This window comes from Microcoleus vaginatus HSN003, from assembly GCF_022701255.1.
GTDB classification, from domain to species: Bacteria; Cyanobacteriota; Cyanobacteriia; order Cyanobacteriales; family Microcoleaceae; genus Microcoleus; species Microcoleus vaginatus_B.
Window position 1 is genome coordinate 4,146,881 of sequence record NZ_CP031705.1, and the last position, 23,288, is coordinate 4,170,168.

Sequence of the window (23,288 nt, forward strand, 5' to 3'; positions counted from 1 at the left end):
AAAAATTGTATGGTTTCGCCACAACTAACGAATTTTTGGCAAATTCGGATCTTTTCGACAAGTCGAGAGTGGTAATTGTTCACCACCTTGTATCGTGGTAATTCTCATTCGATTTCTATCTGTCACCACATTTAAACAAGCACAGCCATATCCATAATTAACATTAGTTTTGACATATTCATCGTCGTTAAAAGGAGGAATATTGTTCATTCCTCCGGCTTGATATCCACCTTGCGCCGAGATAGTCCACTGAGCATCTTTGTCTTTGAGATACCAATTAGCAGGGGTGGGATTTATTAACCATCCGCACCTGGTTTCAGCCGCTTTCGCAGGAATAACAACGATCGAAAAAGATGAGATAATTGCAGGTATCAACCACTTTAGTTTCATAGCTTTACATCCTAATTTTTGAGCGACAATCATACAGGAATTACGCGCTTCCAGAAAAGAAACAGAAACCGGGTTTTTTAGCGAATCTGCGGGTGACAACGAAATATTGTCGCAAAAACCAGGTTTCTAACTACCTGCGCGTAAGTCCTGTCCAAAATCTAAAATCTAAAATCCCCTAAGACTCCTCGCCGTCACGGCGGCCGAGTTCGTAAACGCCGCCGCCAATACAGGCGATCGTACCCATAGATACCGCCCAACCAGTGCCCAGAGACAATTCAACGCCCCAATTACACAATCCGCCCACAATCAAAAAGGGCAGAATGCTCAACAGCGAAGCGTAAAACGCATTTTGGGCTTCTCTGGCTTGGCGGGTTCTTTCAAACTCGGTTTCGGAGGTGTAGAGGGATCTCTCGGCAAAATTCATCCAGCGGTTGAGTTGCAGGATTACCCATTCTGTCAGGGGGGACAGGCCCCAGTACAGGGCCAAAGACCATAAGGACGCACCGGCGATCGCAGTTGCGTCTATGGCAAAACTAAAGGGAAAAATTTCAGTAAGCATTGCTTGATGTTTGTGATGAATTTGAGATTTTGGATAACATCCAAAATCCCCGAACTTCACTATAGTGTCAAGCAAAAGCTCGATCGAGTTCAACCGCAACACGAATTCCTCGGCCAATTTTTTTTTATCATCCCTGGGCATTTACCCGGAAGCCTTGACACGGGTTTTGGATGGAGTAAGATACACGTTGTTATTAAACTGATTCGCGATCGCGGGGAGAGCTCAAAGCCAATCTTGCAGCGAATTGGCATAACTTACATCTTGCACCTCAGAAACGGGCTCTCCGGCCCGTTCTACAAAGAATAATTTTTTTGTGGAACGGGCCGGAAAGCCCGCCCCTGAAAGGTTTATTGACATTGGTGCAAGATGTGAGCCTAACAGACAACGCACACTCCCACACACATTTAACTTTGAGCCGTGAAAAAAATCCTGCAAGACTCTAGAGGCCCGCTGACGGCAAAACGCTTTTTTCGTCTCAGACAGATGCTGCTGCTGGCACTTTCGATCGGCATTGTGTTGATCAGCCCTTATTTGCAGCAGCAGGTGGTCCAAGCTCAGTCAGGCTTACCAAGCAGAGTAGCGACGGGTAATTTGTGGCAAGAAGCTTCTTTTCCAGTCGAAAACTTTGAAACATACACTTCCGCCTTCGGCCCCCGTGGCGGCGATTTTCATTACGGTTTGGACTTGGCCGCCCCGGAAGGCAGCTATATCCGCAATTGGTGGGGCGGGCAAATTGTGGAAGTTTGGGAAGATGGCCGGTGCGGCACTGGTATGGTGGTGCGATCGGGAAATTGGGAACACATCTACTGTCACCTCAGAGGCCGAGTGCTAACGGCTAACGGCGGGCGTTATTATACCGATCGCGAAGGTACCGTGCAAATTTGGCAGGGTCAAACAGTGCCTGCGGGTGCGAGAATTGCCAGAGTTGGGATGACCGGCCGCACGAGTGGGCCTCACTTGCACTGGGGATTGAAGTACGGTGGCCGCTGGGTAGACCCGGCTTTGGTACTCCGGGAAATGTACGCGCAACAATCTTAATTAGTCATTAGTTAGTAGTCATTAGTTAGTAGTCATTAGTCATTTTTTTGTGTTTGTAGTAATGACTAAAGTCCTGATTTTTTCGAGAATGAGGAATAAAGTCATCACTACAAACTTGAATAACTAATGACTAATGACCAATGACTAATGACTAATGACTCTTTACGTTGGTGCCAGCTCTTTTTTGGTCAACTCGGTGTACCGCTGGACAATTTGGCGGAATTCGTCGCCGTCGATCGTTTCTTCATCCAACAGTGCTTCGACAAGTTTGTCTACCAAAGCCCGATTTTCGCGGATAATCCGACGAGCTTCTTCGTAGCAGTCAACGGCAATTTCCCGGACTTGCCGATCGATCTTGATTGCCATGTCTTCGGAATACTCGGATCGCGAATTCCAGTTTTGGCCTAAAAACACCTCATTGTTCGGACTTTCAAAAGCCACAGGCCCCAAATCCGACATTCCATAAAGCGTTACCATCTCCCTCGCGAGACTGCTAACTTTTCTGAGATCACTACCGGCACCGGTGTCGATTTCAGCATCGCCATAAATTTCGGCCTCCGCCGCCCGTCCCCCCAAAGCTACTTTAATTCGGTTTAACAGCAAAGCCCGACTCCTCAAACCTTCGCTGTCGAGCATTTCGTCGTCCAGCACAAAGCTAGTAAAGCCTTCGACCCCGCCGGAACGCGGAATAATCGTTACTTTTTCAACCGGGTCGGCATTTTTGAGCATTGTCGCGACTAGGGCGTGTCCGACTTCATGGTATGCTGTCATCCACTTTTTCTTGCTGTCGAGCAGCGGGTTGAGGGTAAGCCCGATCGTGATCCGGTCGATCGCGTCGTGAACTTCTAGGTTAGTAATCGTGTCTTTGCGACGCCTCGCTGTGAGAATAGCTGCTTCGTTGAGCAAGTTTGCCAAGTCGGCGCCGGAAAAGCCGGGAGTGCGACGGGCGATCGTGTCTAGGGCAACTTCTGGGTCGAGTTTTTTGTTGCGCGCGTGAACTTGCAAAATCCCCAAACGCCCTTTGTAACTGGGTAAATCTACCGTTACTTGGCGATCGAACCTGCCGGGCCGCAGCAGGGCGGTATCGAGTACGTCGGGTCGGTTAGTAGCTGCAATCACAATCACGCCACTGTTACCCTCAAAGCCGTCCATTTCTGTCAGCAACTGGTTGAGAGTTTGTTCGCGTTCGTCGTTGCCGCCGCCGATACCAGCGCCGCGCTGCCTTCCTACGGCGTCTATTTCGTCGATGAAGACGATGCAGGGCGAATTTTCTTTAGCTTTCTTGAACAAGTCGCGGACGCGGGAGGCGCCGACTCCGACAAACATTTCGACAAATTCCGAACCCGAGATGCTGAAGAAGGGGACGGCTGCTTCGCCTGCGATGGCTTTTGCGAGCATTGTTTTACCGGTTCCGGGAGGCCCGATTAACAGAACTCCTCTGGGAATTTTGGCGCCGATGGCGTTGAAGCGTTCGGGTTTTTTGAGGAAGGTTACGACTTCTTGCAGTTCTTCTTTAGCTTCTTCGATGCCTGCTACGTCGTCGAACATCACGCCGGTTTTGGCTTCCATTTGGAAACGGGCTCTGGATTTGCCGAAGTTCATGGCATTTCCTTGAGATTGGGTCGATCGGCGCAGGATTGCCATCAACACTGCCAACACTGCAAAAATCACTAGCAAGTTTACTACTAAACTGACTGCGGCGGCGTTGTCGGCTGTTTGTTTGACTTCAAAGTCAATCTTTTTGGCACGGATTTGCGAGTACAGTTCTCGGTTGTTGTAGTCGAACAGACTAACTGATTGGGTCTGATCGCTTTTTTGATTTTTTAGCCTAACCTTGGCAGTTCTTTGAGTTTCGTCTACTTCGACTCTACTGACTTGCCCTTTTTCTATGTTGTCGATCAGTTGACTGTAACTCATGGTGTTTGGCGTGCTCTCGGCAAACACCGGGGTCGAGAGCAATATTCCTTGAGAAATCACCAAACTGCCCAGGATGCGCCAAAGATTCCGTCCTGGAATTGATTTTTTAGGATTCTGGCTCGATTTGTCTTTCTTTACAGCTAGATGCCCCAGCCATGCGTGTTTCCAAGAATTTTTCATATTGCTTTGCCCAAGGTTGAAGACTGCCAAGATTGATCGCTTGTGGTTTGCTACGTTCATTTATTTTAACAAGAGGGCGGGTGTTCAATGGGTTGATCTCTCGCTGGTATTTCAATACTCCCCTCAAGAGGGGGGGGTTTTGAATCCACTGCTCCTCAAGAAACCGGGTTTTTTACCTAATCTGTTGGCTATAACCAAGGATTTTGCTCAATAAACCCGGTTTCTCGGCCCCCTCCACTGAACTTACCCACTGCTCCTCAAGAAACCGGGTTTTTTACCTAATCGGCGGGCTATAACCAAGGATTTTGCTCAAAAAACCTGGTTTCTCGGCCCCGTCGGTAAATCTAAAATCTAAAATCGATTGACAGTTGCCGATCGAACTTGCTACCTTAATCATAGTCGTAATGAGTACGCTTTAGCAAGCAGTTATTGTTTTTGAGTTTTATGGTAAAGATTGTCGGAATTGGCGGAAGTTTACGGGCTGGCTCCTACAGCCAGTTAGCATTGAATGTGGCAGCAGAGCGGGCGCAGACCCTGGGCGCGGAAGTTGAAATATTCGATTTGCGATCGCTTAATCTGCCCTTTTGTGACGGAGAGAATGATTATCACAAGTACCCGGATGTGGAAAAGCTGCAGAATGCGGTTAAGCAAGCCGACGGCTTGATTTTGGCAACGCCGGAGTATCACGGTAGCGTCAGCGGTGCTCTCAAGAATGCCTTGGATTTGATGAGCTTTGAGCATTTGGACGGGAAGGTTGCGGGTGCGATTAGCGTTTTGGGAGGGCAAGTTAACAGCAACGCGCTTAACGATTTGCGCGTGATTTTGAGATGGGTTCACGCTTGGGTAATTCCGGAACAAATTGCGATCGGACAAGCTTGGAAAGCTTTTAGTCCTGAGGGTAAATTGTTGGATGAAAAACTGTCTGAAAGGTTCGACGAATTTGCTCGGAGTTTGGTAGAAAATACGCGGAAATTGCGAGGAATTTCATAATTGTATCTCATGACAAATGTAGTCCGGGACGCAACTGGCATAGTGTGTGGGTGCGTCTGTTCCAATAATTTCTCGATTTGAAGACGTTTTGTCTCTAGCAGAGCACCCTAAAAGCTGTAATGTTAACAGTTAACAGTTAACAGTTAACAGTTAACAGTCAACAGTCAACTGAGTTAAAAAGGCATATCGATCATGTCTCCGAAAGGATGGGGTACGTCGAGCGCCATTCTGCCGGGTTTTGACTCATATTTCTCAATCCACTTTTTGGCCAATTCCAAAGCTTCCTCCTCAGTCTTGGCATTTTGGACGGCGACGTGGCGGTTGCCGCGGCTATCCCAAACCTCGACGTAGAAGACTTTCTGGGATTGAATAATCCAACCTTTATAAGTGTCTGCTGGTTCCATAGTTAGAATCCTAAAATAATCGGGCGGGGAGTTCCACTGGCGAGCTAATTGTAAATATTGCCCTGCATAAAATGAATTTTACGAGGGTTTCTATAGTATTTTTGGAAAAAAGTCAGTTTTACGGTTAACCTCATGACCAGACTCCTGAAGCAATTATTTAGCTGGAGAAAATATCTCCAACCTTTGGCGGCGACGATCGCGATCGTCCTAATCGCATCCCAGATGGCGGTATTGCCGGCATTGGCGACTGGCGTTTACGAAATACCGGTGTTGTCGGCGGGCGATCGAACTTGGGTGTTCGACAAAGGCGACGTGCTCAGCCGCAGCAGCGAAAGCAATATCAGCAGCGTTCTCGACAACCTGGAAAACCAAACAGGGAAACAAGTCAGGTTTGTCACCATCCACCGCTTAGACTACGGTGAAACGACTGCCACTTTCACCGACCAACTGTTTGAACAGTGGTTTCCCACAAAAGAAGACCAGACTAATCAAATTTTACTCGTTCTCGACACTGTTACCAACAGCGCGGCAATTCGGACGGGGGAAGGGGTGAAATCCCTGCTAACCGATGAAATTGCCCAGAGTGTGGCTGGGGAAACCGTGCAAGTGCCGCTGCGGGAAGGCAATAAATACAACGAGGCATTTGCGGCTGCAGGTACGCGCATTGCAACTGTTTTGTCGGGCGAACCCGATCCGGGTGCTCCTAAAGTTGTTGACAACATTCAAGTTGAAGGCACGTTTAAAAAAGCGGAAGAAACAGACCAAGGCAATGCCACAGTTGTTGTGGTTGTGCTGTTGGTATTGGCGACAGTGATTCCGATGGTGACTTATTTCTGGTATCAAGGTTTTTCGTGATCGGGTGCTGCTAAATCTGATAAGTTGCCGTTTTCTCAAGAAAATCTGGCAGGGCTGCACTAATCTTGAACGTATTCTCGATCGCTCAACAATGCAATTTCTGCCCGTACAAATTCCCGTCCCAGATAAGCCGCGTGATCTAACATTGTCACCGGACTGGGGCGGGTTTCTTCTAGAATTTTGACACAAAGTTCTTTGGCGGTTCTGCCGGTAAAAAGTGTGACCTCAGTGCGTTCTACTTTGCCACGGGCGGGGATGGGTTTACCAGTTTCGGGATCGACGGCGAGGCCTCGATCGTTGATGATGTTGGTGAAATGTTTGGCACAAATTAAGCTGGTTTCGCGATCGAGATAGATGATGAAGTAGCCGCCGGGATCGAGGTCGATGTGGCGTTTGGATAGCTTGTCATCAATTGCGGTGAGGTTTTCCAAAGTTTGACTCATGGTTGGTGAAAGAAAGTAGACAATAGCTGTGATTTTTTCTGCTATTTCTAGTTTAGTCGGCTGCGGGACAAGTTTGGCAGGTTGGTGGGTTGAATGCGGAGGAAGTTTCGGGCGATCGACAATTCCTGCAATTTGCCGATCGCTCCTATGCTACAGTCGATCGGGCTGGACCGAGAAATTGATGAGTGAACTTAAGACGCGATCGCTGTTAGAGCCCCGACTTTTTCAAGAAGTCGGGGCTCGGGGTATTATGTTTTTTTAGTCGTTGCTCACTTATCTATGATGCAAAATCGGTTATTATTGTATATAGAATTTGTTTGTTTTAAAGCTAAGCAAAAATGAAATTTATAGATTTGTTTTCAGGAATAGGAGGTTTCAGACAAGGGTTTGAAAGCATAGGCTTTGAATGCGTATTTTCCTGCGAAATTAACAGAAAATGCCGACTCGTTTACACAAAAAATTTCGGTGAGGTTCCTTTTGCAGACATCAGTAACATCAATCCCACAGATTTAGCAGACTTTGATATTTTAGTCGCCGGGTTTCCGTGCCAACCTTTTAGCATTTGCGGCAAAAAGTTGGGTTTTGAAGATACTAGAGGCACGCTATTTTTCGAGATTTGTAAAATTATCAAAATCAAGCAGCCTAAAGTTATCCTTCTCGAAAATGTCAAGCACTTAATCCATCACGACAAGGGAAATACCTTAAAAGTAATTATTGCCAGTCTTGAAGATTTGGGATACAGCGTGAACTACAAAATGCTGAATGCTAAAGACTTTGGAATTCCTCAACATCGTGAAAGAATATTCATTATTGCAACTAAAGGTAAACCATTCAATTTTTCTCGGCTTAAAAACCAGTTGACTCCAAAACTCAGGGAATTTCTAGACAAAACAGGGGATTTTGAAATATTGGATAAATCCGAGTATACTTTAATTGAGTCTCCGAGAAAGCAAGATTCGGGACTGGTATTTGTAGGTTACAGAAATAAAGGTACTTGGAAAACTGGCGTGAGGCCGAATACAGAACATTTATCGAGAGTTCACAGACAGCCTAATCGCATTTATTCGGTAGATGGAGTGCATCCCACAATTCCTTCGCAAGAAACATCTGGCAGGTTTTTTATCTACATTCCTGAGCAAGATATGGTGAGAAAGTTGACGCTGAAGGAATGTTACCGTCTTATGGGTTTTCCTGAAGATTTTAAAAGTTATCCGAGTGCGGGGGAAAGTTACAAGCAAATTGGCAATTCGGTTTGTGTACCGGTGGTGGAGGCGATCGCGCAAGAAATATTAAGTCAAAATTTGTTGTATGATGAAAAGAAGGAACTACAAAGATGTCCCGATTCCCGACTTCTGCAAGCAGTGGGGACTCTAGTTAACACTATTACTTAAGATTAATTTTCTTATTAAACAATTTTAGCATTAACCAAGCGCTAACTTTGAGCTATAATATAAGTCACCCAAGATAGATAGAGTTGTCATGGAAGAATTACTCACCTTAAAAAGTTTACTGCTAAAAGGGGATATACCTGGGTCATTAGCTATAGTTGAAGAACTAGAAGAAATGAGCAAAAAAGACATCATTAAAACTATTCGCAGCTATGCAGTGATTTTACTATTGCATCTAATTAAACAGCAAGCTGAAAATCGCACAACTCGCTCTTGGGATATCTCGATTCGGAACTCGGTTCTAGAAATTCAGGAGGAAAATAAGCGACCGAGAGGCGCGGGATTTTACTTACCTCTAGAAGAGTTACTCATTGTTTTAGAAATGGCGTATCGACAAGCTATTAACAAAGCTTCCCTAGAAGTGGAAGAAGGGCGTTATGAACCAAGAGAATTGTCGCAGTTAGTGAATCAAGAGGCACTTATTAATCAAGCAATGACTTTAATTTCACAAGAAGCTGAAGATAAGGACTAAAGTTACCCAAAGTCAGGAGACGGCAATGCCGTTTCCCTACCTTAACTAATTGTAGGGAAACGGCATTGCCGTCTCCTCGATTTTTGTAAGGACACGGCAGTGCCGTTTCCCTACTTGATTAGGCTGGAACTTGGATTCTTTCAGTGCCGGCAAGTTCAAAGGCTGCGTGAATTGCCTTCAAAGCAGTTACGCCTTGTTCCTCATCCACAACGCAGCTAATTTTAATCTCGGAAGTGGCAATCATTTGAATGTTGATTTGCTGGCGGGAAAGCGCTTCAAACATCTTTGCCGCTACTCCTGGATGCGCTACCATCCCGGAACCGACAACGCTAACTTTGGCTATCTGTGTATCGACTGCTACTTCGCCCCATCCAAATTCGGGGGCGGCTTTTTCGAGGGCGTTTTTAGCAGCTTCGGCGTCAATTTGTGCTACGGTAAATGCAATGTCGCGAGTTAATATGCCGTCAATATTGTGACAGCGCTGCGACTGAATGATTGTATCTACGCTGATATTTTCCTCGGCTAAAAGTCCGAACAGTTTTGCTGCTACTCCGGGTCGATCGGGCAATTGGCGAATTGCTAGACGCGCTTGATTGATATCCAAGGCAACGGCGCGGACTGCGGGCGGTTTTTGGGATGATGAACGCAGCCCAATAGGGGAGTTGGCGACATCAAATGCTTTGCAGAGTTCGGCAACGGCCCGATCGCAATCTTCGGCATCGATCGCACAACTAACTTTCACCTCGGATGTAGAAATCATTTGAATGTTAATCCCCGCATCCGCTAAAGTCTTAAACATCTGCGCGGCTACCCTCGGACGACCGATCATTCCCGCACCCGCAATGCTAACTTTAGCTATTGGCCGCTCTTCTGCTTTCACTTCCGGTTCTCCCAATTCTGGGCGAGAATTCTTGCCGAGGGCGGGGATAATTGCATCTGCAACGGCGGTGGCTTGTTGCAGAGATTTTCGCGTCACTGTGAAGGCAATATCGTTAGTATTTCCTTCATGAATTGACTGAATAATTAAGTCTACATCGAGGTTTTGCTGCGCGATCGCACCAAACAACCGCGCTGCTACTCCCGGGCGATCGGGCAAACGCAGTAGCGACACCCCTGCCTGATCTAAGTCAAATTCCACCGCATCCACCGCTGTTGCGAGCTCTAAACCCTCCAAAGGCCGAAGTTTGGGGGGTGGGGACACTACCCGCGTACCGGGGGCGTCACTCCAGCTAGAAAGCACTACCAGCGGCACGCCGTAATTCTTGGCAATTTCTACCGCGCGCGGGTGCAGGACTTTTGCGCCCAAACTCGCCAATTCCAGCATTTCGTCGCAAGTGATTTCGTCCATTAATTGGGCGTCGGCAACCAAGCGCGGATCTGTAGTCAGAATTCCGGGCACGTCGGTATAAATTTCGCACCTGTCTGCCCGCAGGGCTGCAGCCAAGGCTACTGCGGTTGTGTCGGAACCGCCACGGCCCAAGGTGGTAATTTCCAATTCTCCGGCATCGGCGATACCTTGGAACCCCGCAACCACAACGACTTTACCGCTTTTTAACTGACTCTCCAGCCGATTTGGGTCAATTCGCAAAATCCGGGCGCGGGTGTGGGCGGCTTCGGTGACAATGCCAACTTGGGCGCCGGTGAGGGAAATTGCGGGCTGTCCCATTTCCTGCAATGCCATGCTCAAAAGTGCGATCGAGACTTGTTCCCCAGTGGAAAGCAACATATCCATTTCCCGCTTGTTGGGATTTGCGGAAATTTCCTTGGCGAGTTTAACTAAACCGTCGGTGGTTTTGCCCATCGCTGAAAGTACGACAACGAGAGAGTTGCCGAGCTGTGCTGTTTTTACAACTCGTCTGGCTACCTCCAGAATGCGATCGACTGTACCAACCGAGGTTCCGCCATATTTCTGAACAATTAGTGCCATAGATTCTACACAAAGCTACAAAATACTTATCAAATAATACAAGCAGCTTCTGGATGAGAAACGATAATTTTTTAAATTTCCATACTGCAAACCGGAGCAAAGAGAAAAAATATCTGCGTAAACGACAAAAAATATGTGGTAGGGGCGGGTTTTACCAGCCATTTAAGTCTCTCAACCAATAATTTAATAAACCCGCCCTCTTGATTCTGATTTTAGCCTCCTTCTAACTCTCGCAAACGCGCTTCCAAAGCTTGAATTCGCAACTCAGCTTCTATGCGCCTTTGTCGTTCTTGTTCTGCCACTAATTCGGCTTGTTCTGCCCGCTCTTCGGCGGCCGGCAGCAAATTCCCAGAGGCATCCCACCAGCGTAGCCAAGGCAGTTCTACACCCTGATAAACCCCTTGCCAAATGCCTAATTCCACTCCTATTTGTGCGATCGCGTAATGTCCGCGCTCATTTTGTGGGACTAACTCGAACCGATCTTCTACCAAATGATACACTTCAACTTGTGCCTTTTTGACTTCATAAATGCCGTAAAAAGCAGGTCGAATTATCCGTTCGTAAATCCAGAATTTGCCCTGGCGAGGAGTCCTATCTCTTTCTTCACTGCCATCACCAGAAACAAATTCAAATACAATCAGAGGCGGCATTAATTCCTGCCACATTACATAGAAGCGACGAAGATTTCCGTCAAGAGTTGGCGGCACGTCGGGCACGTAAAACCAATCAGGTGCTTCGGCTCCTCTTTCTGGCGGTTCCGGGGGCCGGGCCACTCGCCAGTAAATACCGGAATCTTGACCGATGCAGTATTGTCCGTCGGGATGAATTTGGTCTAAAATGGGTCGAATTTATGTTGTTAACAGGATGCTTTGAGGATGTTCTTGGAAGTTTTTCCCAAAAGTACCGTCGGAGTCTGGTAATTGAGTGTGGTCTGGAAAATCCGTGGCTAGAATTTCGGGTTTTTCGGTGACACTCATGTTGACCTCTTGAAGGTTGAAAATTTATACTTATAATTGGTAACTTAGAGATTAATAAGGCTATTATTTTAGGGTAAACCTCCGGTTGCCATCTATAAAATTTTAAGGAATATGAGTAAGTACAAATTAATTATTTTTGACTTCGACGGCACTTTAGCAATTACTCACAAAGCTATTGTATTTTGCTTTACCAAAACTTTTGAAACTTTCAATATTACCCCTCCTACTGCTGATACTATTATAAGTACGATCGGCATCAATTTACCAAATTCTTTTAAAATCCTCCATCCGGCGATCGAGGAAAGCGCAATTCCTGAATGGGTTGAAACTTACCGCTCTTATTATCGGACGGAAGCTGAAAAGCAGGTCGATTTATTTCCGGGGACAAAGCAAGTCTTGCAGTTGGCGCGTCAGTCGGGATTGAGCCTGGGAGTTTTTAGCAACAAACAGGTTAGTTTTGTTGATTTATTACTAAAAAAATTGAAGGTTCACAGTTTTTTTGATTTAATTGTAGGTGATAACGGACAAATTATTCCGAAACCCAATCCGGCTGTTTTCCACTCGATTATTAAACCGCTGTTCCCCGAGTTGGATAACAGTCAAGTTTTAATGGTTGGCGATACAGCGGTTGATTTGCTGTTTGCTAAAAATGCTGGGATAGATGTTTGTTGGGCGGCTTACGGATATGGGGATCGCCCTCCGTGTCTCGCCCTAGAACCGACTTTCGCGATCGACGATATTTCAGAACTTGCTGTGTTCGTTCAAAATTAATTTTTCCTCGGTTTGTTTGAGAGAAGAGTTTGAATCATTCAACTAAAAAGTATTTAATTATTTTTTTTACTTGAGCCGGATGAGGTAGTTTTTATTTAATTAAAAAAATAAATGCCCGAACTTGTAATCCCCCCAAACCCTGCCAAGCAAACCATACCAAAGATAGAGTGATCCCGGGAACAGCTATTATAAATTAACAAGTAGGATTCCTTTGAAGGTAGAAGGCGCAAGGCAGAAGCAAAGAGGAAAAAAACGAGGGAAGCCAGATTATTTTTAGGTAGGATTTACCGCCCAACTTCTGCATAATAGCCTTCTAACTTCGGCCTGGGGAAAACAGGCAATTCTGTTAAAGTCTAGGGTGTGCTGCCAGTCGGGATCTAGAAGAAACTCAATTTATAGAAACTCATGCAGATAGATATAAGCATTCCTTCTGAAACGCTATCGCCGACTCGTACCGGCGGCAATGCACCTAATTTAATAGAAGAAGTATTTCGGCTGTACGATCGCGCCCTGGCAGCTACCAGCAACGGCATCGCGATCGCGGACGCTACCCAGCCGGACAAGCCCATAGTCTACTGCAACGGGGCTTTCGAGCGGATTACAGGCTACAATCGCACCGAAATAATTGGGAAGAACTGCCGCTTCCTGCAAGGCCCGGATACCGATCGCGCTGCCGTCGATCAAATCCGTGTGGCCCTGAAAGAACAGCATGACTGCAAAGTAGTTCTGAAAAACTACCGCAAAGACGGCACCCACTTCTGGAACGAACTCAGCATCTCGCCGGTGCGCGACAGCAGCGGGATCGTTACTCACTTCATTGGCGTCCAATCTGATATCACCGATCGCTTCCAAGCAGAAGAAGCCCTCAAACAAGCCGAGGCAAAATACCGCAGCATCTTTGAAAACGCCACCGAAGGCATATTTCAAACCGCCCCAGACGGGCGCTACCTCAGCGCCAACCAGGCACTCGCCCGAATGTACGGCTACGATTCCCCCTCAGAACTGATCGCAAAATGTTCGGCAAAAAACCTTTACGCCGATCGCACCCGCCGCGCTTCCTTCATTGCCGAAATCAGCCAAAACGGCTCCCTGAAAGAGTTTGAGTCCTGCGTCTGCCGCAAAGACGGCAGCACTACCTGGATCTCGGAAAACGTTCGCGAAGTCCGCGACGAAAGCGGCGAACTCCTTTACTACGAAGGAACCGTCGCCGAAATCGCCGATCGCAAGCGCGCCGAAGCAGCCCTGCGAAATCAAGAATACTGGCTGAAAACAGCGATTAACGCCGTCCCCGACGCGATCAACCTCACAGACAGCGAAGGGCGCTGGCTGATTGCCAACGACTGCGCCCTCCAACTTTTGGGCTGGGAAACCGCAGACTACCAGGGCAAAACTACTGCCGAACTCGCTGCCGCCGCCGATCCCAGAGTCAGAGAAATCCTGGTAACTTGGCAGGAAACCGACGAAACCACCTGGGAAGCAGGCACTCTTACCTCCAGCCGCCAAATTGTCTCATTGCCCACAGGCGGCAGCAATTTGTTTGAAGTGCGGAAAGTGCCGCTGTTCAACCCCGACGGTTCGCGCAAAGGTTTGGCCGTCGCGGGGCGCGACATCACCCAGGAAGTGGAAGCGGATGCAGCTTTGCGAGACAGCGAACAGCGGTTTCGGGCAATTTTTGAACGCGCTGCGATCGGCATGGTAGTCGCTACCCTCGAAGGTGTTGCGATCGCCACTAACCCGGCATTTCAAGCTATGCTGGGGTTCTCGGAAGCTCAACTGCGGGGTGTCGGCCTCGACGACTGCGCGCACCCGGAAGACGCACCAGTTTCGCGGGAGTTGCGCCAACAGTTGGTCGCGGGTTCCCGCGAAGCTTACCAAATCGAGAAGCGCTACCTCCGCCAAGACGGCAGCATCAGGTGGGGACGCCTCAGCGCCTCTGTCATCGACAGCAGTCAGGGAACGCCACAGTTTCTTTTGCAAATGGTAGAGGATATTACCGATCGCAAACAAGCCGAGTCAGCTTTGTTTCAAAATGAGGCTAAGTGGCGATCGCTAATTCTCAACAGTTCCGACATCATTACTATTCTCGACGCCCGTGGTCACATTGTTTACGAAAGCCCTTCTGTAGAAAGAGTTTTAGGCTACGAACCCGATGAAGTCGCCAGTCAAATTGCTCTCGATTTAATCCATCCTGACGACCTTCCCTCGGTGATGTCCTACGGCGAAAAACTGATCGCAAATCCAGGCGATCCGATCGCCCTAGAAGGTCGCTTCCGGCGCGCTGACGGTTCTTGGTGTTTTCTTGAAGGTGTCGGCATCAACTTGCTAGCAGACCCCGCTGTGAAAGGAATTGTGATCAACTCCCGCGACATGACGGCGCGCAGGCAAGCAGAGTACCGCCTCAGCAAAATCAACGAGTGCTTTTTGGGATTCACCACCGACGCCGCTGAGAACATCCAGCGGCTGACATCCTTAGCCGGCGAGCTTTTGGGCGGAAGCTGCGCCATCTACAGCCGCTTCGGTGGCGGACTGCTGCAAGCGATCGCGACTTGGCAAGCGCCGCCGGACTACCCGCTGGTCGATCGCGCCGAGGGCCGCATCTGCACCGACGTATGCAGCAAAGGAAGCGATCGGGCTGTTGCCATTCCTGACTTGCAGAACACGATCTACGCCCAAACCGATCCCACTGTGATCCGCTACCAACTGCGAAGCTATCTGGGACAAGCAGTGCGGCTGGGCGACAATTACGTGGGTGCGGTGTGCGTTGTCAACACCGAGTCGATCGCGCCCACAGAAGCCGACTGCAAGCTGATCGGAATTATTGCCGGGGCGATCGGAGTTGAGGAAGAACGGGCCGCCGCCGCCGATCGCGATCGGCAAAAATCCCAAGAACTGCAAACAGCTTTGCACGAATTGCAGCAAACTCAAATGCAGTTAGTACAAACCGAAAAAATGTCTTCCCTCGGACAGGTGCTAGCAGGAATTGCCCACGAAATAAACAACCCAGTGGGCTTTGTCGCCGGCAACCTCTGCCACGTCCGAGGCTACGTTCTCGACTTGTTAGAAATCGTACAGGTGTATCGAGAAGAGTACCCAAATCCGCCAGCAAAAATTCAGCAACAAGCCGAGGATATAGACTTAGAATTTCTAGCAGAAGACCTGCCAAAATTGCTCACTTCAATGCAGACCGGATGCGAGCGAATTGTAGAAATTATTCAAACTCTCCGAAATTTCTCGCGGGCGGACGAAGCGAAAATCAAGACTGCCGACATTCACGAAGGTTTAGAAAGTACCTTGTTAATGTTGAACACCCGGCTGAAGGCCAAGGCCAAATGGCAGGGCATTAAGGTGATTAAAGAATACGGAGAACTGCCGCAAATAAACTGTCATCCCGGACTGTTAAATCAGGTATTTATGAATGTATTGGCCAATGCGATCGACGCCTTGGAAGAAAGCAGCAGCCAAGCAAAAACTACCGCTAATTCTCCCTTTCCTACTATTACGATTCAAACTGAAACGATTGATAACAAGAGCATTTGTATTCGGATTAAAGACAACGGCTTGGGCATTACCGAAGATCAAATCGTGCGTTTGTTTGACCCGTTTTTTACCACAAAACCCGTAGGTAAAGGCACAGGTTTGGGTTTATCAATTTCGCACCAAATTGTCGTTGAAAAACACAACGGCAAATTGCAGTGTCACTCGGAACCCGGTAAAGGCACTGAATTTATCATCGAAATTCCAATTCGTTGACATCAGGACGCCGCTCATCAGGATATGATATCAATTCCGGGTGCACTCCTCATGATTGTTGACTGTTGACTGTTGACTGTTGGCTGTTGGCTGTTGGCCGTTAACTGTCAGTCGAAAAACTGAATGATGGTTGAGTGTTGACTGTTGACTCGATTTTACGCCCGACGATGAAGGGCGGATTTGATATCATGTCCATTAATATAGTTATGTCCGCATTAGGCTTAAAAACCCCCTTGATATCGTTTCCGGTTGCATCGGAATAATAAAATCGAGTCAACAGTTAACACTCAACCATTCAGTTTTTCGACCCGCCCGTCAACAGTCAACAGTCAACAGTCAACAGTCAACAATAATTCCGGTGCAACCGGAATTGATATGATTTCTTAGTCCCTCTCAGCTAGGAACGAAAGTTTGTGTAGTAGCGATTTCAATCGCCGAGTCTTATCAAGGGGTTTTTAACGCGGATTTGGTATCAGTGGTTTGACACCCTACTCTAACGCGGTAAGGTGCGGTGTTCGCACCTTACATAACGCGGTAAGGTGCGAACACCGCACCCTACATATACAAGTTTTCAACAGAGTCAGGTACTCTCCAGTCAGCACCCCATTACCCATTACCAATGTGTACCTCATTCAACTGAAAAATACTATAATTAGGTTCAAGTAAGTCCTAATTTACCTAAAAACTAAACTGCGTCCGCAAATTGCCCACAAAAATTGTCGGATTGTTATCAAAATTGTTGGCATTGCTGATCGCATAAAATGCTGGCACGATCGAAATATGGTCGGTGAGAGGCAAATAATAAGTTGCCTCAATTTCGTACTGAGTGCCGCCATTCCCTCCGCCAGAAACCAGAAATCTCCGACCGCCAGTAAAGTCAAAAGGTACTAAAAATGACAGCGTAAACACAGCTCCTTCTTTGAACAAATCGGGAAGTGCAAGTCCTAACTGATAAGATTGATTTTTGATCGTGCCGTCGGGTCGGTTAGTCTTGGGAAATATATTGGTTTCGGCGTAGCCGTAGCGGCCGAAAAGACCCAAGCGGCGAGTGACTAACCAATCGAAATTGAAACTATAAGTATTCGCAGTCGCATTCCCCAGGCGGCCACCAAAACCGTCATCTGCCACACCGTTTAACGGCTTGCTGTTAGGAGATCCAATTAAGCCGCCGATTTGCTGGATGTTGGAACGGCTGTACAAAAAGCGCAAATTAGTCCGATCGCTCGGACTGAATGTTAATTCTGCTGTAGTCGTATTTGTTCCACCAAACAAGCCTTGAGAGGGATTGGAAGCGGAATTAAACACGGAAGTGGGCAAAAATTCCGTACTCTCGCCCAAATAGCCAAAACGCAGTTTCAATGCGCGGCCGATATCCCACAAAACCAAAGCACCGGCACCGCGTCTGGTAGCGCTTAACAAAGGGCTGTTGTTAGAATTAAAGCTGCTCGCACCGTCTACGAAAAAATTAAACCTATTGTTGTCAAAGTAGCGGTAAAAATTAATCCGCGGCCCGACTACTACTTGCAAGCTGTTGGTAAGTGGGAACCGATAGGAAAGTTCCCGCAGGATAACTTCATTGGGATTTCCTCCCGCAGTTTGATCGAGGAAAGGAGTGCCGAATGTATTGAAAAAACCCACAGAAGTAAACTGGTTGGCTGGGGAATTGCCATTACCTACAGCTAGCTGTGTAATCAATTCGTCTTTCCCTGTAAAAGAAGTAGTGAGGGTCAACCAAACTAACTGACTGAAAGTGATTTCTGGGTCGTCCACTCTCTGCACAATTGGTCTGTTGGTGACAGGATCGCGTCCGGCTACTCGATCGAGCGGCGCAGCATTTCCATTTGTTGCTTCAACTCGGACTCGCTCGCCCGCAAAAGCTCCAGTCAGGTTAAACCAAGCAAATCCGTTTAGTTTAGTAGTAGTTGAAAATTGGTTGGCTTCTAATTCGGCAGTGCGGGCTTCTAAAGCATCTACTCGACCACGCAAAGTAGCTAATTCTGCGGCAAATTCTTCTTGCAATCTTTGCAAAGCGAGTAAATCTTCTCGCTTGACTAAATTACCAGTAGAACCGCCCAGTTGTTGGGTAATTTGGTCTAAGCAAGCGTTTAATCCGGCGGCGAATTCGTAGCGAGTCATTGCTCGATTGCCTCGGAATGTGCCGTCTGGATATCCCGCAATGCAGCCGTATCTTTCTACTAGGGATTGCAGTGCTTGAAATGCCCAATCTGTGGGGCGCACGTCGGAGAGTTGGGAAACAGATGTGACTTGTGCTGCGTCTTCTTGTATGCTGAGGTCATCAGCGGTGCCCGTCTCGCTGTTGATATCGGCAACTTTGCTGGCATCAGCAACGTTTTGAGACTGAGGAGAGTTTGCAATTTCTAACTCCTGGGGGGGCAATTCGGGAATTGCCCCCATTATTTCTGGGGCTGTTGTTGCGAGATCCTCTGTTGCTTTATCTTTTGTGGGTAAAGCACGATCGACTTTTGCTGCATCTGTGTCAGGTAAAGCTCGATCGACTGTTGCTATATCTGTTGCGGGTAAAGCGCGATTCACCCATGCTGCATCTGTTTCGGGTAAAGCGCGATCGACTGTTGCTATATCTGTTTCGGGTAAAGCACGATTCACCCATGCTGCATCTGTTTCGGGTAAAGTGCGATCGACTGTTGATTTAGTCTCTGCGGTGATCGGCGCTAACTGCGGTATCTCAATCTTAACTGCTGCCAGCGCTGCGTCTGGGTTAGCCTCCGGGACGGCACTCGCTTCTAGCGCAACTTCTGGAGTTGAGGTATCCTGAATTTGAGCTGTTGCTGCGATCGGCCCCAAAGGCACCGCCGCACCAGAAATCAAGAAAGACAGCCAAAAAGCTTTAAGGGAGGTTGAATTATTCACCATACCGCTCACACCACTTGTTGAAAATTAAATTGGGGCAATCTTAAACGATAAGCTTGCTTATAAATGTGTTTGGTTTAACAAATTCTTATAAATATTTAAAATTATTTTAGGAAGCAAGCGATTTCCAATCACTAATCACTGATGACTACTGACTACTGACTACTGACTAATTCCCAAAATGAAGTTTTTATTAGTTACAGATTTAGACAACACGCTAGTCGGAGATGACGAAGCCACTCAACTTTTAAACCAGCGCTTGCAATCAAAGCGATCGCAAATTTGTTTGGTTTATGCTACCGGGCGTTCTCATGCTTCAACTTGCGAATTAATTGCCCAAAAGCAACTGCTAGAACCCGACTATTTGATCGCAGGTGTAGGCAGCGAAATTTACCAAGACGGAACCCTCGATTTAGATTGGGCGGAGTATCTTTCTCAAGACTGGGATAAAATGGCGATCGCCTCTTTAGCTCAGCAGTTTTCCCAGCTTAAACCCCAATCCCTAAAAGAACAAAATCCTTGGAAAATCAGTTATTGTCTGGAACCAGCAGCAGAAAACCGCTCGACTCTCCAGACTTTGCAGCAAAAGTTAACTGAATCGCGACTGCCAGCTCAAATCATTTTTAGCAGCAATCGCGATGTGGATATTTTACCGCAAACTAGCAATAAAGGCAATGCCCTTACTTATTTACAAAAGCGCCTACAAATTCCATCGGAGGCAACATTAGTTTGCGGTGATTCGGGCAATGATATCAATATGTTTGAACAGGATGTCCGGGGAGTAATCGTCGCTAATGCTTTATCAGAGCTCTTAGAATGGTATCGCGAATTTGGTACTGAAAATCATTATTTAGCTGGCTCTGCTTGCGCTTGGGGAATCATGGAAGGAATGGCATATTTTTGGGAATTTTGATTACCAAAAATTCGCTTTGGTTTGTACTGAGGACTTCAGTCCTCAGTACAAACGCACCCGATGCACCCCAAGTCATGCAAACCGTTAAAATCTATTCAGGAATCTCAACCGCGTATCGATCGAACCTGCAAGTTGCGATACCATCAGCGTGTACTGCTTTATCAAAGCTAATCGAACTTAACTTTAGTTAGCTCAAGCGAGTTGAAGTTTATTTCCTATCCCTGTTGGATACTCGGCTATCCCAAGATAGGTCGGCTATCCCCCGATCGCCAAAGGTTCTATAGTTAAGTTTAGCGCCTCAACCTAAATTACTCTCTCTAGAAAAACTGCTCTTTCTAGATCAAGAAGATGTCGGTTTAGGCAACTATTTGCCCCTTTAGTTCAGTTCGCGAACGCACCGCCACATGGAACAAAATACTTTACCTGTAGAGGTGATTCTCTCTCACCCCCGCCAATATTTAGGTAGCATTCGGCTGGATTGGACGCCACAACCGGGGAACTATATAGATTTAGAGGGACAAACTTACGCTGTCTTGGAACGCCACCACCGGTATCAACTCAAATCCGGTCGCTACCATCTGCAAAAAATTGCCCTGTACGTGCAGTCGGCCACACCCCCGACGGAAAGAACTTTTGTAAGCGGCATCTGGGTTATCGGAGATGCTAGCTGTCGCTTTAATGCGCGATCGGAAATTCTGCGCTGTGCTGTCAATCCCAATGGCCCGTGCAACTGCTGCTGCGATTACGAAAAGTCTTGAACCATCGAGTCAGTAAACAATTCCACCTCGCCCAACCGAGAGGGCCGAGAATCTCGGCGTCTCCCTCATTCACAAGAAACTATTACAACCAACTAGCAACTCTCGAATCAAATTTAACTTCTTCAGGAAGGCGGTAATCTATCTTCTGATAGCTGTGCAGCACGTCGCGAATGCCAGTATGAATCAAATTTTCTATGTGCAGCAATTGCTCTGAAGAACAGCGAACCTGAACTGTTTGGTTTGACACAGACTCGCCGGAGTCGATCGCAGTATATCTATTAGGAACTCGGCTGAGCACATAAGCAATTAAATCTTGTCGCAATCCCGAAGGGGAAAAAGCTTGTTGGTAGGGGTGCTTCGGATAAGACTCCAGGATAATTTCTACTTCCTCTGTGACTACAGCTAAGGTAATATTGACAAGACTTTTCTGCATTTTCCCCGTCCCCAAACACTCGTTAACTAATATTTTTCTGGCCATTCTCGAACTCGTCTGATTTCTCATGAAGTTTAACCAGCTAATACCGCCAATCGTTCTTCGGTCATCACCAGCTCGAACTCGGAAGTTACCTCTTCTATAACCCGCAGCCGGTAGCAGGGAATCTTGCCCGATAAAATAGCACTTGGCACCGCACCAGTGTGAATTTCTAAGACTGCTTCGGCAGCAGCTTCAAACATCAGTCGCTGTCCCGGAAACATCACTCTTTCAAAGTACCAATTAGGAATGTTCCCAATCCGAACCACCTGAACTAGGTTGGTAACATTTGCGTAATAGCACAGAATCTGGTTGTTACCTTTATAAGATAGCTGATCAGACATTTAGAAAATCTCCACACTCTTTCAAACACGTACTGAGACTTGACTTTGCCTGTTAGTGGCAATTGCGAGTTTCGCTCTTGACAAAACTACCGACATATTTTTTTGTTGTTATTCAAGAGCGCATCACATCTTCAGTTATTAATTTTTGTAGCACTGAGTTATCCTGCCAACACTTAGAGGTCGGCCGGAGAAACCCCGTTTTTCCTGGTTAAAAAACCCGGTTTGTTTGGTATGCAGGGCCTAAATCCTGACTTATTGAGATTGGTTGTGCTGTGGCAGCAGTTAATCGAAAGTACCGTCACTGTCCCGAACTCTCCTGAGAACAAATTCGCTCTGGGGCAGCGGAATGGTGCTGAGAGTGCGATCGAACTTCAGATCGAGAGCTTGAGGTAAACTTTATCTAAAAAATATGAGGAAATTATGAAGATCATAATTTTTTTTGATAAATATACTTTTGCCGAAGCAGGGATTACAACACTTAGGCAAAAACCGGGTTTTTTACCCAAAAACTTGGCTGCATCTGTGATCCTGGGTTAAAAAACCCGGTTTCTCAGGGAACTCTGCGTAAATCTTCGATTAGCAGGGTGAAACGGAGTTTTTTAGCCAAAAACTTGGCTGCATCTGTGATTCCGGGTTTAAAAAAAAGCTTCTTAAGGCAAGTGTGCGTAACTTCTGGAGGAGTTATTCTGCCTGTAAATACGGTGATAGCCGATCGCCTTTGCAGGTAACAAAAAACCCCGACTCCCCGAGATCATCTCTAGAACTTCTAGGGAATCAGAGTTTAAATTAACCAATCACCGATCGATCTCAAAGCTAAATCAAAAAAATGAGGAAATTATGAAAATAGCAGGAAAAACTAGGAATTTCCTGGACGCAGAAACCAGGTTTAATAACATAATTTCGTGATTTTTGCAAGAATCAAAGGAACGAGAAAGCGGATTTTTGATCGTCATCCGGCTTTAATGCCCCATTAATTCTTGCGTCGGGCTGGGTCGACTTTGTTTGTCTAGTAGCAGCGGTTTGAAACGGCGAGTTTTATGCTATCTGCGATGTATTTTACCCGAGTTTAAAGCAACGGTTCCCAACCCAGAATTTCCGCCACTTGCTGTGCCAAACTCAAAGGATCGAAAGGCTTTGCAATCACCCCCGCTACCCCCAAATCAGCAAATTGGCTCAAATCCATCGCCTGCACCTTAGCCGTCAGGAAAATCACCGGAATCCCGCGAGTAGCCGCATTGTTTTGCAGCAAACCAAACAGAGTAAGGCCGTCCATATCCGGCATCATCACATCTAGCAGAATAGCGTCAGGCAGTTGAGTTTCAGCTAAAAGCAATCCTTGGCTGCCGTCGGGTGCGCTTAGTACAATCCAGCCGCCTAGATGTTCCAGACAGGCCTGAATCACGCTGCAGAGGTTTTTTTCATCATCGATGACCAGAATGCGCTTTGCTGACATAATCAAAACTCTAATTTTAAATTAATCATGGTAAACCGAAAAAAAACTTACCCACGCTGCCTCATCAACCGGGTTTCTTGACAGATATACCCGAAGGAAGAAGCAATAAAATTAAGAGTTTCAGCACTTAAGAACGTCCTAATCGAGCGAGGTTGCTATATTTAGCCACTCACCTACTGAAACCCTGACCAGAAAAATCGGGAGTTCAATAATGGCGGGATGATTTTGATTGTTTTGTGGGATGGGCCCATGAGCCCGTCCGGTATATTTTCACCGCAGGCGGGACGCCTAACCCCTACTCCCCACAAGCATCATCCTCCAATTGTGCAACGCCAAAA

22 protein-coding genes and 1 pseudogene are annotated in these 23,288 nt (G+C 47.0%); 12 read left to right on the forward strand and 11 right to left on the reverse strand.

The annotated features are described in order from the left end of the window. Nucleotides 1–24: 24 nt before the first annotated feature. The gene (locus D0A37_RS18035; RefSeq protein WP_242716380.1) at nt 25–390 is read right to left on the reverse strand and encodes a DUF4087 domain-containing protein; all 366 of its coding nucleotides are present in this window, start codon (nt 388–390) and stop codon (nt 25–27) included. A gap of 175 nt (nt 391–565) precedes the next feature. After that, the gene (locus D0A37_RS18040; RefSeq protein WP_242716381.1) at nt 566–949 is read right to left on the reverse strand and encodes a hypothetical protein; all 384 of its coding nucleotides are present in this window, start codon (nt 947–949) and stop codon (nt 566–568) included. A 15-nt stretch (nt 950–964) separates the two neighbouring features. Here D0A37_RS18040 and D0A37_RS18045 point away from each other — a divergent pair, with 15 nt between their 5' ends. Together D0A37_RS18045 and D0A37_RS18050 are read left to right on the forward strand one after the other, a co-directional pair. Beyond that, on the forward strand, nt 965–1,255 hold the full coding sequence (locus D0A37_RS18045) for a hypothetical protein (protein WP_242716382.1): 291 nt from the start codon (nt 965–967) through the stop codon (nt 1,253–1,255). Nucleotides 1,256–1,432: 177 nt separating this feature from the next. Continuing rightward, nucleotides 1,433–1,987 carry a M23 family metallopeptidase gene (locus D0A37_RS18050; protein WP_445242552.1) on the forward strand — a complete coding sequence of 185 codons (555 nt, stop codon included), beginning with the start codon at nt 1,433–1,435 and terminating at the stop codon, nt 1,985–1,987. 162 nt (nt 1,988–2,149) lie between these two features. Here D0A37_RS18050 and ftsH read toward each other — a convergent pair whose 3' ends face one another. Then, nucleotides 2,150–4,084 (reverse strand): ATP-dependent zinc metalloprotease FtsH, encoded by a 1,935-nt coding sequence (gene ftsH / locus D0A37_RS18055; protein WP_242716384.1) that lies wholly within the window; start codon nt 4,082–4,084, stop codon nt 2,150–2,152. Nucleotides 4,085–4,528: 444 nt separating this feature from the next. On the opposite strand from ftsH, the gene D0A37_RS18060 reads away from it, so the two are divergent. After that, complete coding sequence (locus tag D0A37_RS18060) at nt 4,529–5,074, forward strand: NADPH-dependent FMN reductase (protein WP_242716386.1); 546 nt, start codon at nt 4,529–4,531, stop codon at nt 5,072–5,074. Between the two features lie 173 nt (nt 5,075–5,247). On the opposite strand, the gene D0A37_RS18065 is transcribed toward D0A37_RS18060, so the two are convergent. Beyond that, a complete protein-coding gene (locus D0A37_RS18065; protein ID WP_242716388.1) occupies nt 5,248–5,478 on the reverse strand; it encodes a hypothetical protein in 231 nt (76 codons plus the stop codon). Between the two features lie 132 nt (nt 5,479–5,610). On the opposite strand from D0A37_RS18065, the gene psb32 reads away from it, so the two are divergent. After that, entirely contained in the window at nt 5,611–6,333 is a 723-nt protein-coding gene (gene psb32 / locus D0A37_RS18070) for a photosystem II repair protein Psb32 (RefSeq protein WP_242716390.1), read from the forward strand. 59 nt (nt 6,334–6,392) lie between these two features. Here the strand turns inward: psb32 and D0A37_RS18075 are convergent, their stop codons facing one another. Next, a complete protein-coding gene (locus D0A37_RS18075) occupies nt 6,393–6,776 on the reverse strand; it encodes a DUF4346 domain-containing protein (protein WP_242716392.1) in 384 nt (127 codons plus the stop codon). Between the two features lie 28 nt (nt 6,777–6,804). On the opposite strand from D0A37_RS18075, the gene D0A37_RS18080 reads away from it, so the two are divergent. From D0A37_RS18080 to D0A37_RS18090, 3 genes are all read left to right on the forward strand, one after another. Continuing rightward, a complete protein-coding gene (locus D0A37_RS18080; RefSeq protein ID WP_242716394.1) occupies nt 6,805–7,038 on the forward strand; it encodes a hypothetical protein in 234 nt (77 codons plus the stop codon). Nucleotides 7,039–7,114: 76 nt separating this feature from the next. Then, entirely contained in the window at nt 7,115–8,167 is a 1,053-nt protein-coding gene (dcm, locus tag D0A37_RS18085; protein WP_242716396.1) for a DNA (cytosine-5-)-methyltransferase, read from the forward strand. An 88-nt stretch (nt 8,168–8,255) separates the two neighbouring features. After that, the gene (locus D0A37_RS18090) at nt 8,256–8,696 is read left to right on the forward strand and encodes a DUF29 family protein (protein ID WP_242716398.1); all 441 of its coding nucleotides are present in this window, start codon (nt 8,256–8,258) and stop codon (nt 8,694–8,696) included. A 118-nt stretch (nt 8,697–8,814) separates the two neighbouring features. Here the strand turns inward: D0A37_RS18090 and D0A37_RS18095 are convergent, their stop codons facing one another. Together D0A37_RS18095 and D0A37_RS18100 are read right to left on the reverse strand one after the other, a co-directional pair. Then, nucleotides 8,815–10,623 carry an aspartate kinase gene (locus tag D0A37_RS18095; protein WP_242716400.1) on the reverse strand — a complete coding sequence of 603 codons (1,809 nt, stop codon included), beginning with the start codon at nt 10,621–10,623 and terminating at the stop codon, nt 8,815–8,817. Between the two features lie 212 nt (nt 10,624–10,835). Then, nucleotides 10,836–11,600, reverse strand: a pseudogene (locus D0A37_RS18100) (Uma2 family endonuclease). Nucleotides 11,601–11,711: 111 nt separating this feature from the next. Here D0A37_RS18100 and D0A37_RS18105 point away from each other — a divergent pair. Both D0A37_RS18105 and D0A37_RS18110 read left to right on the forward strand, forming a co-directional pair. Next, nucleotides 11,712–12,371 (forward strand): HAD family hydrolase, encoded by a 660-nt coding sequence (locus D0A37_RS18105; RefSeq protein ID WP_242716402.1) that lies wholly within the window; start codon nt 11,712–11,714, stop codon nt 12,369–12,371. Nucleotides 12,372–12,776: 405 nt separating this feature from the next. Beyond that, the gene (locus tag D0A37_RS18110; protein WP_242716403.1) at nt 12,777–16,121 is read left to right on the forward strand and encodes a PAS domain S-box protein; all 3,345 of its coding nucleotides are present in this window, start codon (nt 12,777–12,779) and stop codon (nt 16,119–16,121) included. Nucleotides 16,122–16,799: 678 nt separating this feature from the next. Here D0A37_RS18110 and D0A37_RS18115 read toward each other — a convergent pair. Continuing rightward, nucleotides 16,800–19,013 carry an iron uptake porin gene (locus D0A37_RS18115; protein ID WP_242716405.1) on the reverse strand — a complete coding sequence of 738 codons (2,214 nt, stop codon included), beginning with the start codon at nt 19,011–19,013 and terminating at the stop codon, nt 16,800–16,802. 178 nt (nt 19,014–19,191) lie between these two features. On the opposite strand from D0A37_RS18115, the gene D0A37_RS18120 reads away from it, so the two are divergent. Further along, nucleotides 19,192–19,923 (forward strand): sucrose-phosphate phosphatase, encoded by a 732-nt coding sequence (locus D0A37_RS18120; RefSeq protein WP_242716407.1) that lies wholly within the window; start codon nt 19,192–19,194, stop codon nt 19,921–19,923. A gap of 404 nt (nt 19,924–20,327) precedes the next feature. Then, on the forward strand, nt 20,328–20,681 hold the full coding sequence (locus tag D0A37_RS18125; protein WP_242716409.1) for a DUF6464 family protein: 354 nt from the start codon (nt 20,328–20,330) through the stop codon (nt 20,679–20,681). Nucleotides 20,682–20,763: 82 nt separating this feature from the next. On the opposite strand, the gene D0A37_RS18130 is transcribed toward D0A37_RS18125, so the two are convergent. Together D0A37_RS18130 and D0A37_RS18135 are read right to left on the reverse strand one after the other, a co-directional pair. After that, the gene (locus tag D0A37_RS18130; RefSeq protein WP_242716411.1) at nt 20,764–21,183 is read right to left on the reverse strand and encodes a late competence development ComFB family protein; all 420 of its coding nucleotides are present in this window, start codon (nt 21,181–21,183) and stop codon (nt 20,764–20,766) included. 5 nt (nt 21,184–21,188) lie between these two features. Continuing rightward, nucleotides 21,189–21,497, reverse strand: a complete 309-nt coding sequence (locus tag D0A37_RS18135) for a DUF1830 domain-containing protein (RefSeq protein WP_242716413.1) — start codon at nt 21,495–21,497, stop codon at nt 21,189–21,191. A 231-nt stretch (nt 21,498–21,728) separates the two neighbouring features. Between D0A37_RS18135 and D0A37_RS18140 the strand changes: the two genes are divergently transcribed. Beyond that, nucleotides 21,729–21,890: a hypothetical protein gene (locus D0A37_RS18140; RefSeq protein WP_242716415.1), complete on the forward strand. Its 162-nt coding sequence runs from the start codon at nt 21,729–21,731 to the stop codon at nt 21,888–21,890. 673 nt (nt 21,891–22,563) lie between these two features. Here D0A37_RS18140 and D0A37_RS18145 read toward each other — a convergent pair. After that, on the reverse strand, nt 22,564–22,950 hold the full coding sequence (locus D0A37_RS18145) for a response regulator (protein ID WP_242716416.1): 387 nt from the start codon (nt 22,948–22,950) through the stop codon (nt 22,564–22,566). Nucleotides 22,951–23,288 lie beyond the last annotated feature (338 nt).

Coding starts and splice junctions, on each gene's coding strand:
- D0A37_RS18130 (WP_242716411.1), bottom strand. CDS start 21,183: ATGAGAAATCAGACGAGTTCGAGAATGGCCAGAAAAATATTAGTTAAC.
- ftsH (WP_242716384.1), bottom strand. CDS start 4,084: ATGAAAAATTCTTGGAAACACGCATGGCTGGGGCATCTAGCTGTAAAG.
- dcm (WP_242716396.1), top strand. CDS start 7,115: ATGAAATTTATAGATTTGTTTTCAGGAATAGGAGGTTTCAGACAAGGG.
- D0A37_RS18075 (WP_242716392.1), bottom strand. CDS start 6,776: ATGAGTCAAACTTTGGAAAACCTCACCGCAATTGATGACAAGCTATCC.
- D0A37_RS18050 (WP_445242552.1), top strand. CDS start 1,433: ATGCTGCTGCTGGCACTTTCGATCGGCATTGTGTTGATCAGCCCTTAT.
- D0A37_RS18095 (WP_242716400.1), bottom strand. CDS start 10,623: ATGGCACTAATTGTTCAGAAATATGGCGGAACCTCGGTTGGTACAGTC.
- D0A37_RS18065 (WP_242716388.1), bottom strand. CDS start 5,478: ATGGAACCAGCAGACACTTATAAAGGTTGGATTATTCAATCCCAGAAA.
- D0A37_RS18125 (WP_242716409.1), top strand. CDS start 20,328: ATGGAACAAAATACTTTACCTGTAGAGGTGATTCTCTCTCACCCCCGC.
- D0A37_RS18120 (WP_242716407.1), top strand. CDS start 19,192: ATGAAGTTTTTATTAGTTACAGATTTAGACAACACGCTAGTCGGAGAT.
- D0A37_RS18145 (WP_242716416.1), bottom strand. CDS start 22,950: ATGTCAGCAAAGCGCATTCTGGTCATCGATGATGAAAAAAACCTCTGC.
- D0A37_RS18135 (WP_242716413.1), bottom strand. CDS start 21,497: ATGTCTGATCAGCTATCTTATAAAGGTAACAACCAGATTCTGTGCTAT.
- D0A37_RS18090 (WP_242716398.1), top strand. CDS start 8,256: ATGGAAGAATTACTCACCTTAAAAAGTTTACTGCTAAAAGGGGATATA.
- D0A37_RS18140 (WP_242716415.1), top strand. CDS start 21,729: ATGCAGGGCCTAAATCCTGACTTATTGAGATTGGTTGTGCTGTGGCAG.
- D0A37_RS18105 (WP_242716402.1), top strand. CDS start 11,712: ATGAGTAAGTACAAATTAATTATTTTTGACTTCGACGGCACTTTAGCA.
- D0A37_RS18045 (WP_242716382.1), top strand. CDS start 965: ATGAATTTGAGATTTTGGATAACATCCAAAATCCCCGAACTTCACTAT.
- D0A37_RS18115 (WP_242716405.1), bottom strand. CDS start 19,013: ATGGTGAATAATTCAACCTCCCTTAAAGCTTTTTGGCTGTCTTTCTTG.
- D0A37_RS18040 (WP_242716381.1), bottom strand. CDS start 949: ATGCTTACTGAAATTTTTCCCTTTAGTTTTGCCATAGACGCAACTGCG.
- D0A37_RS18110 (WP_242716403.1), top strand. CDS start 12,777: ATGCAGATAGATATAAGCATTCCTTCTGAAACGCTATCGCCGACTCGT.
- D0A37_RS18060 (WP_242716386.1), top strand. CDS start 4,529: ATGGTAAAGATTGTCGGAATTGGCGGAAGTTTACGGGCTGGCTCCTAC.
- psb32 (WP_242716390.1), top strand. CDS start 5,611: ATGACCAGACTCCTGAAGCAATTATTTAGCTGGAGAAAATATCTCCAA.
- D0A37_RS18035 (WP_242716380.1), bottom strand. CDS start 390: ATGAAACTAAAGTGGTTGATACCTGCAATTATCTCATCTTTTTCGATC.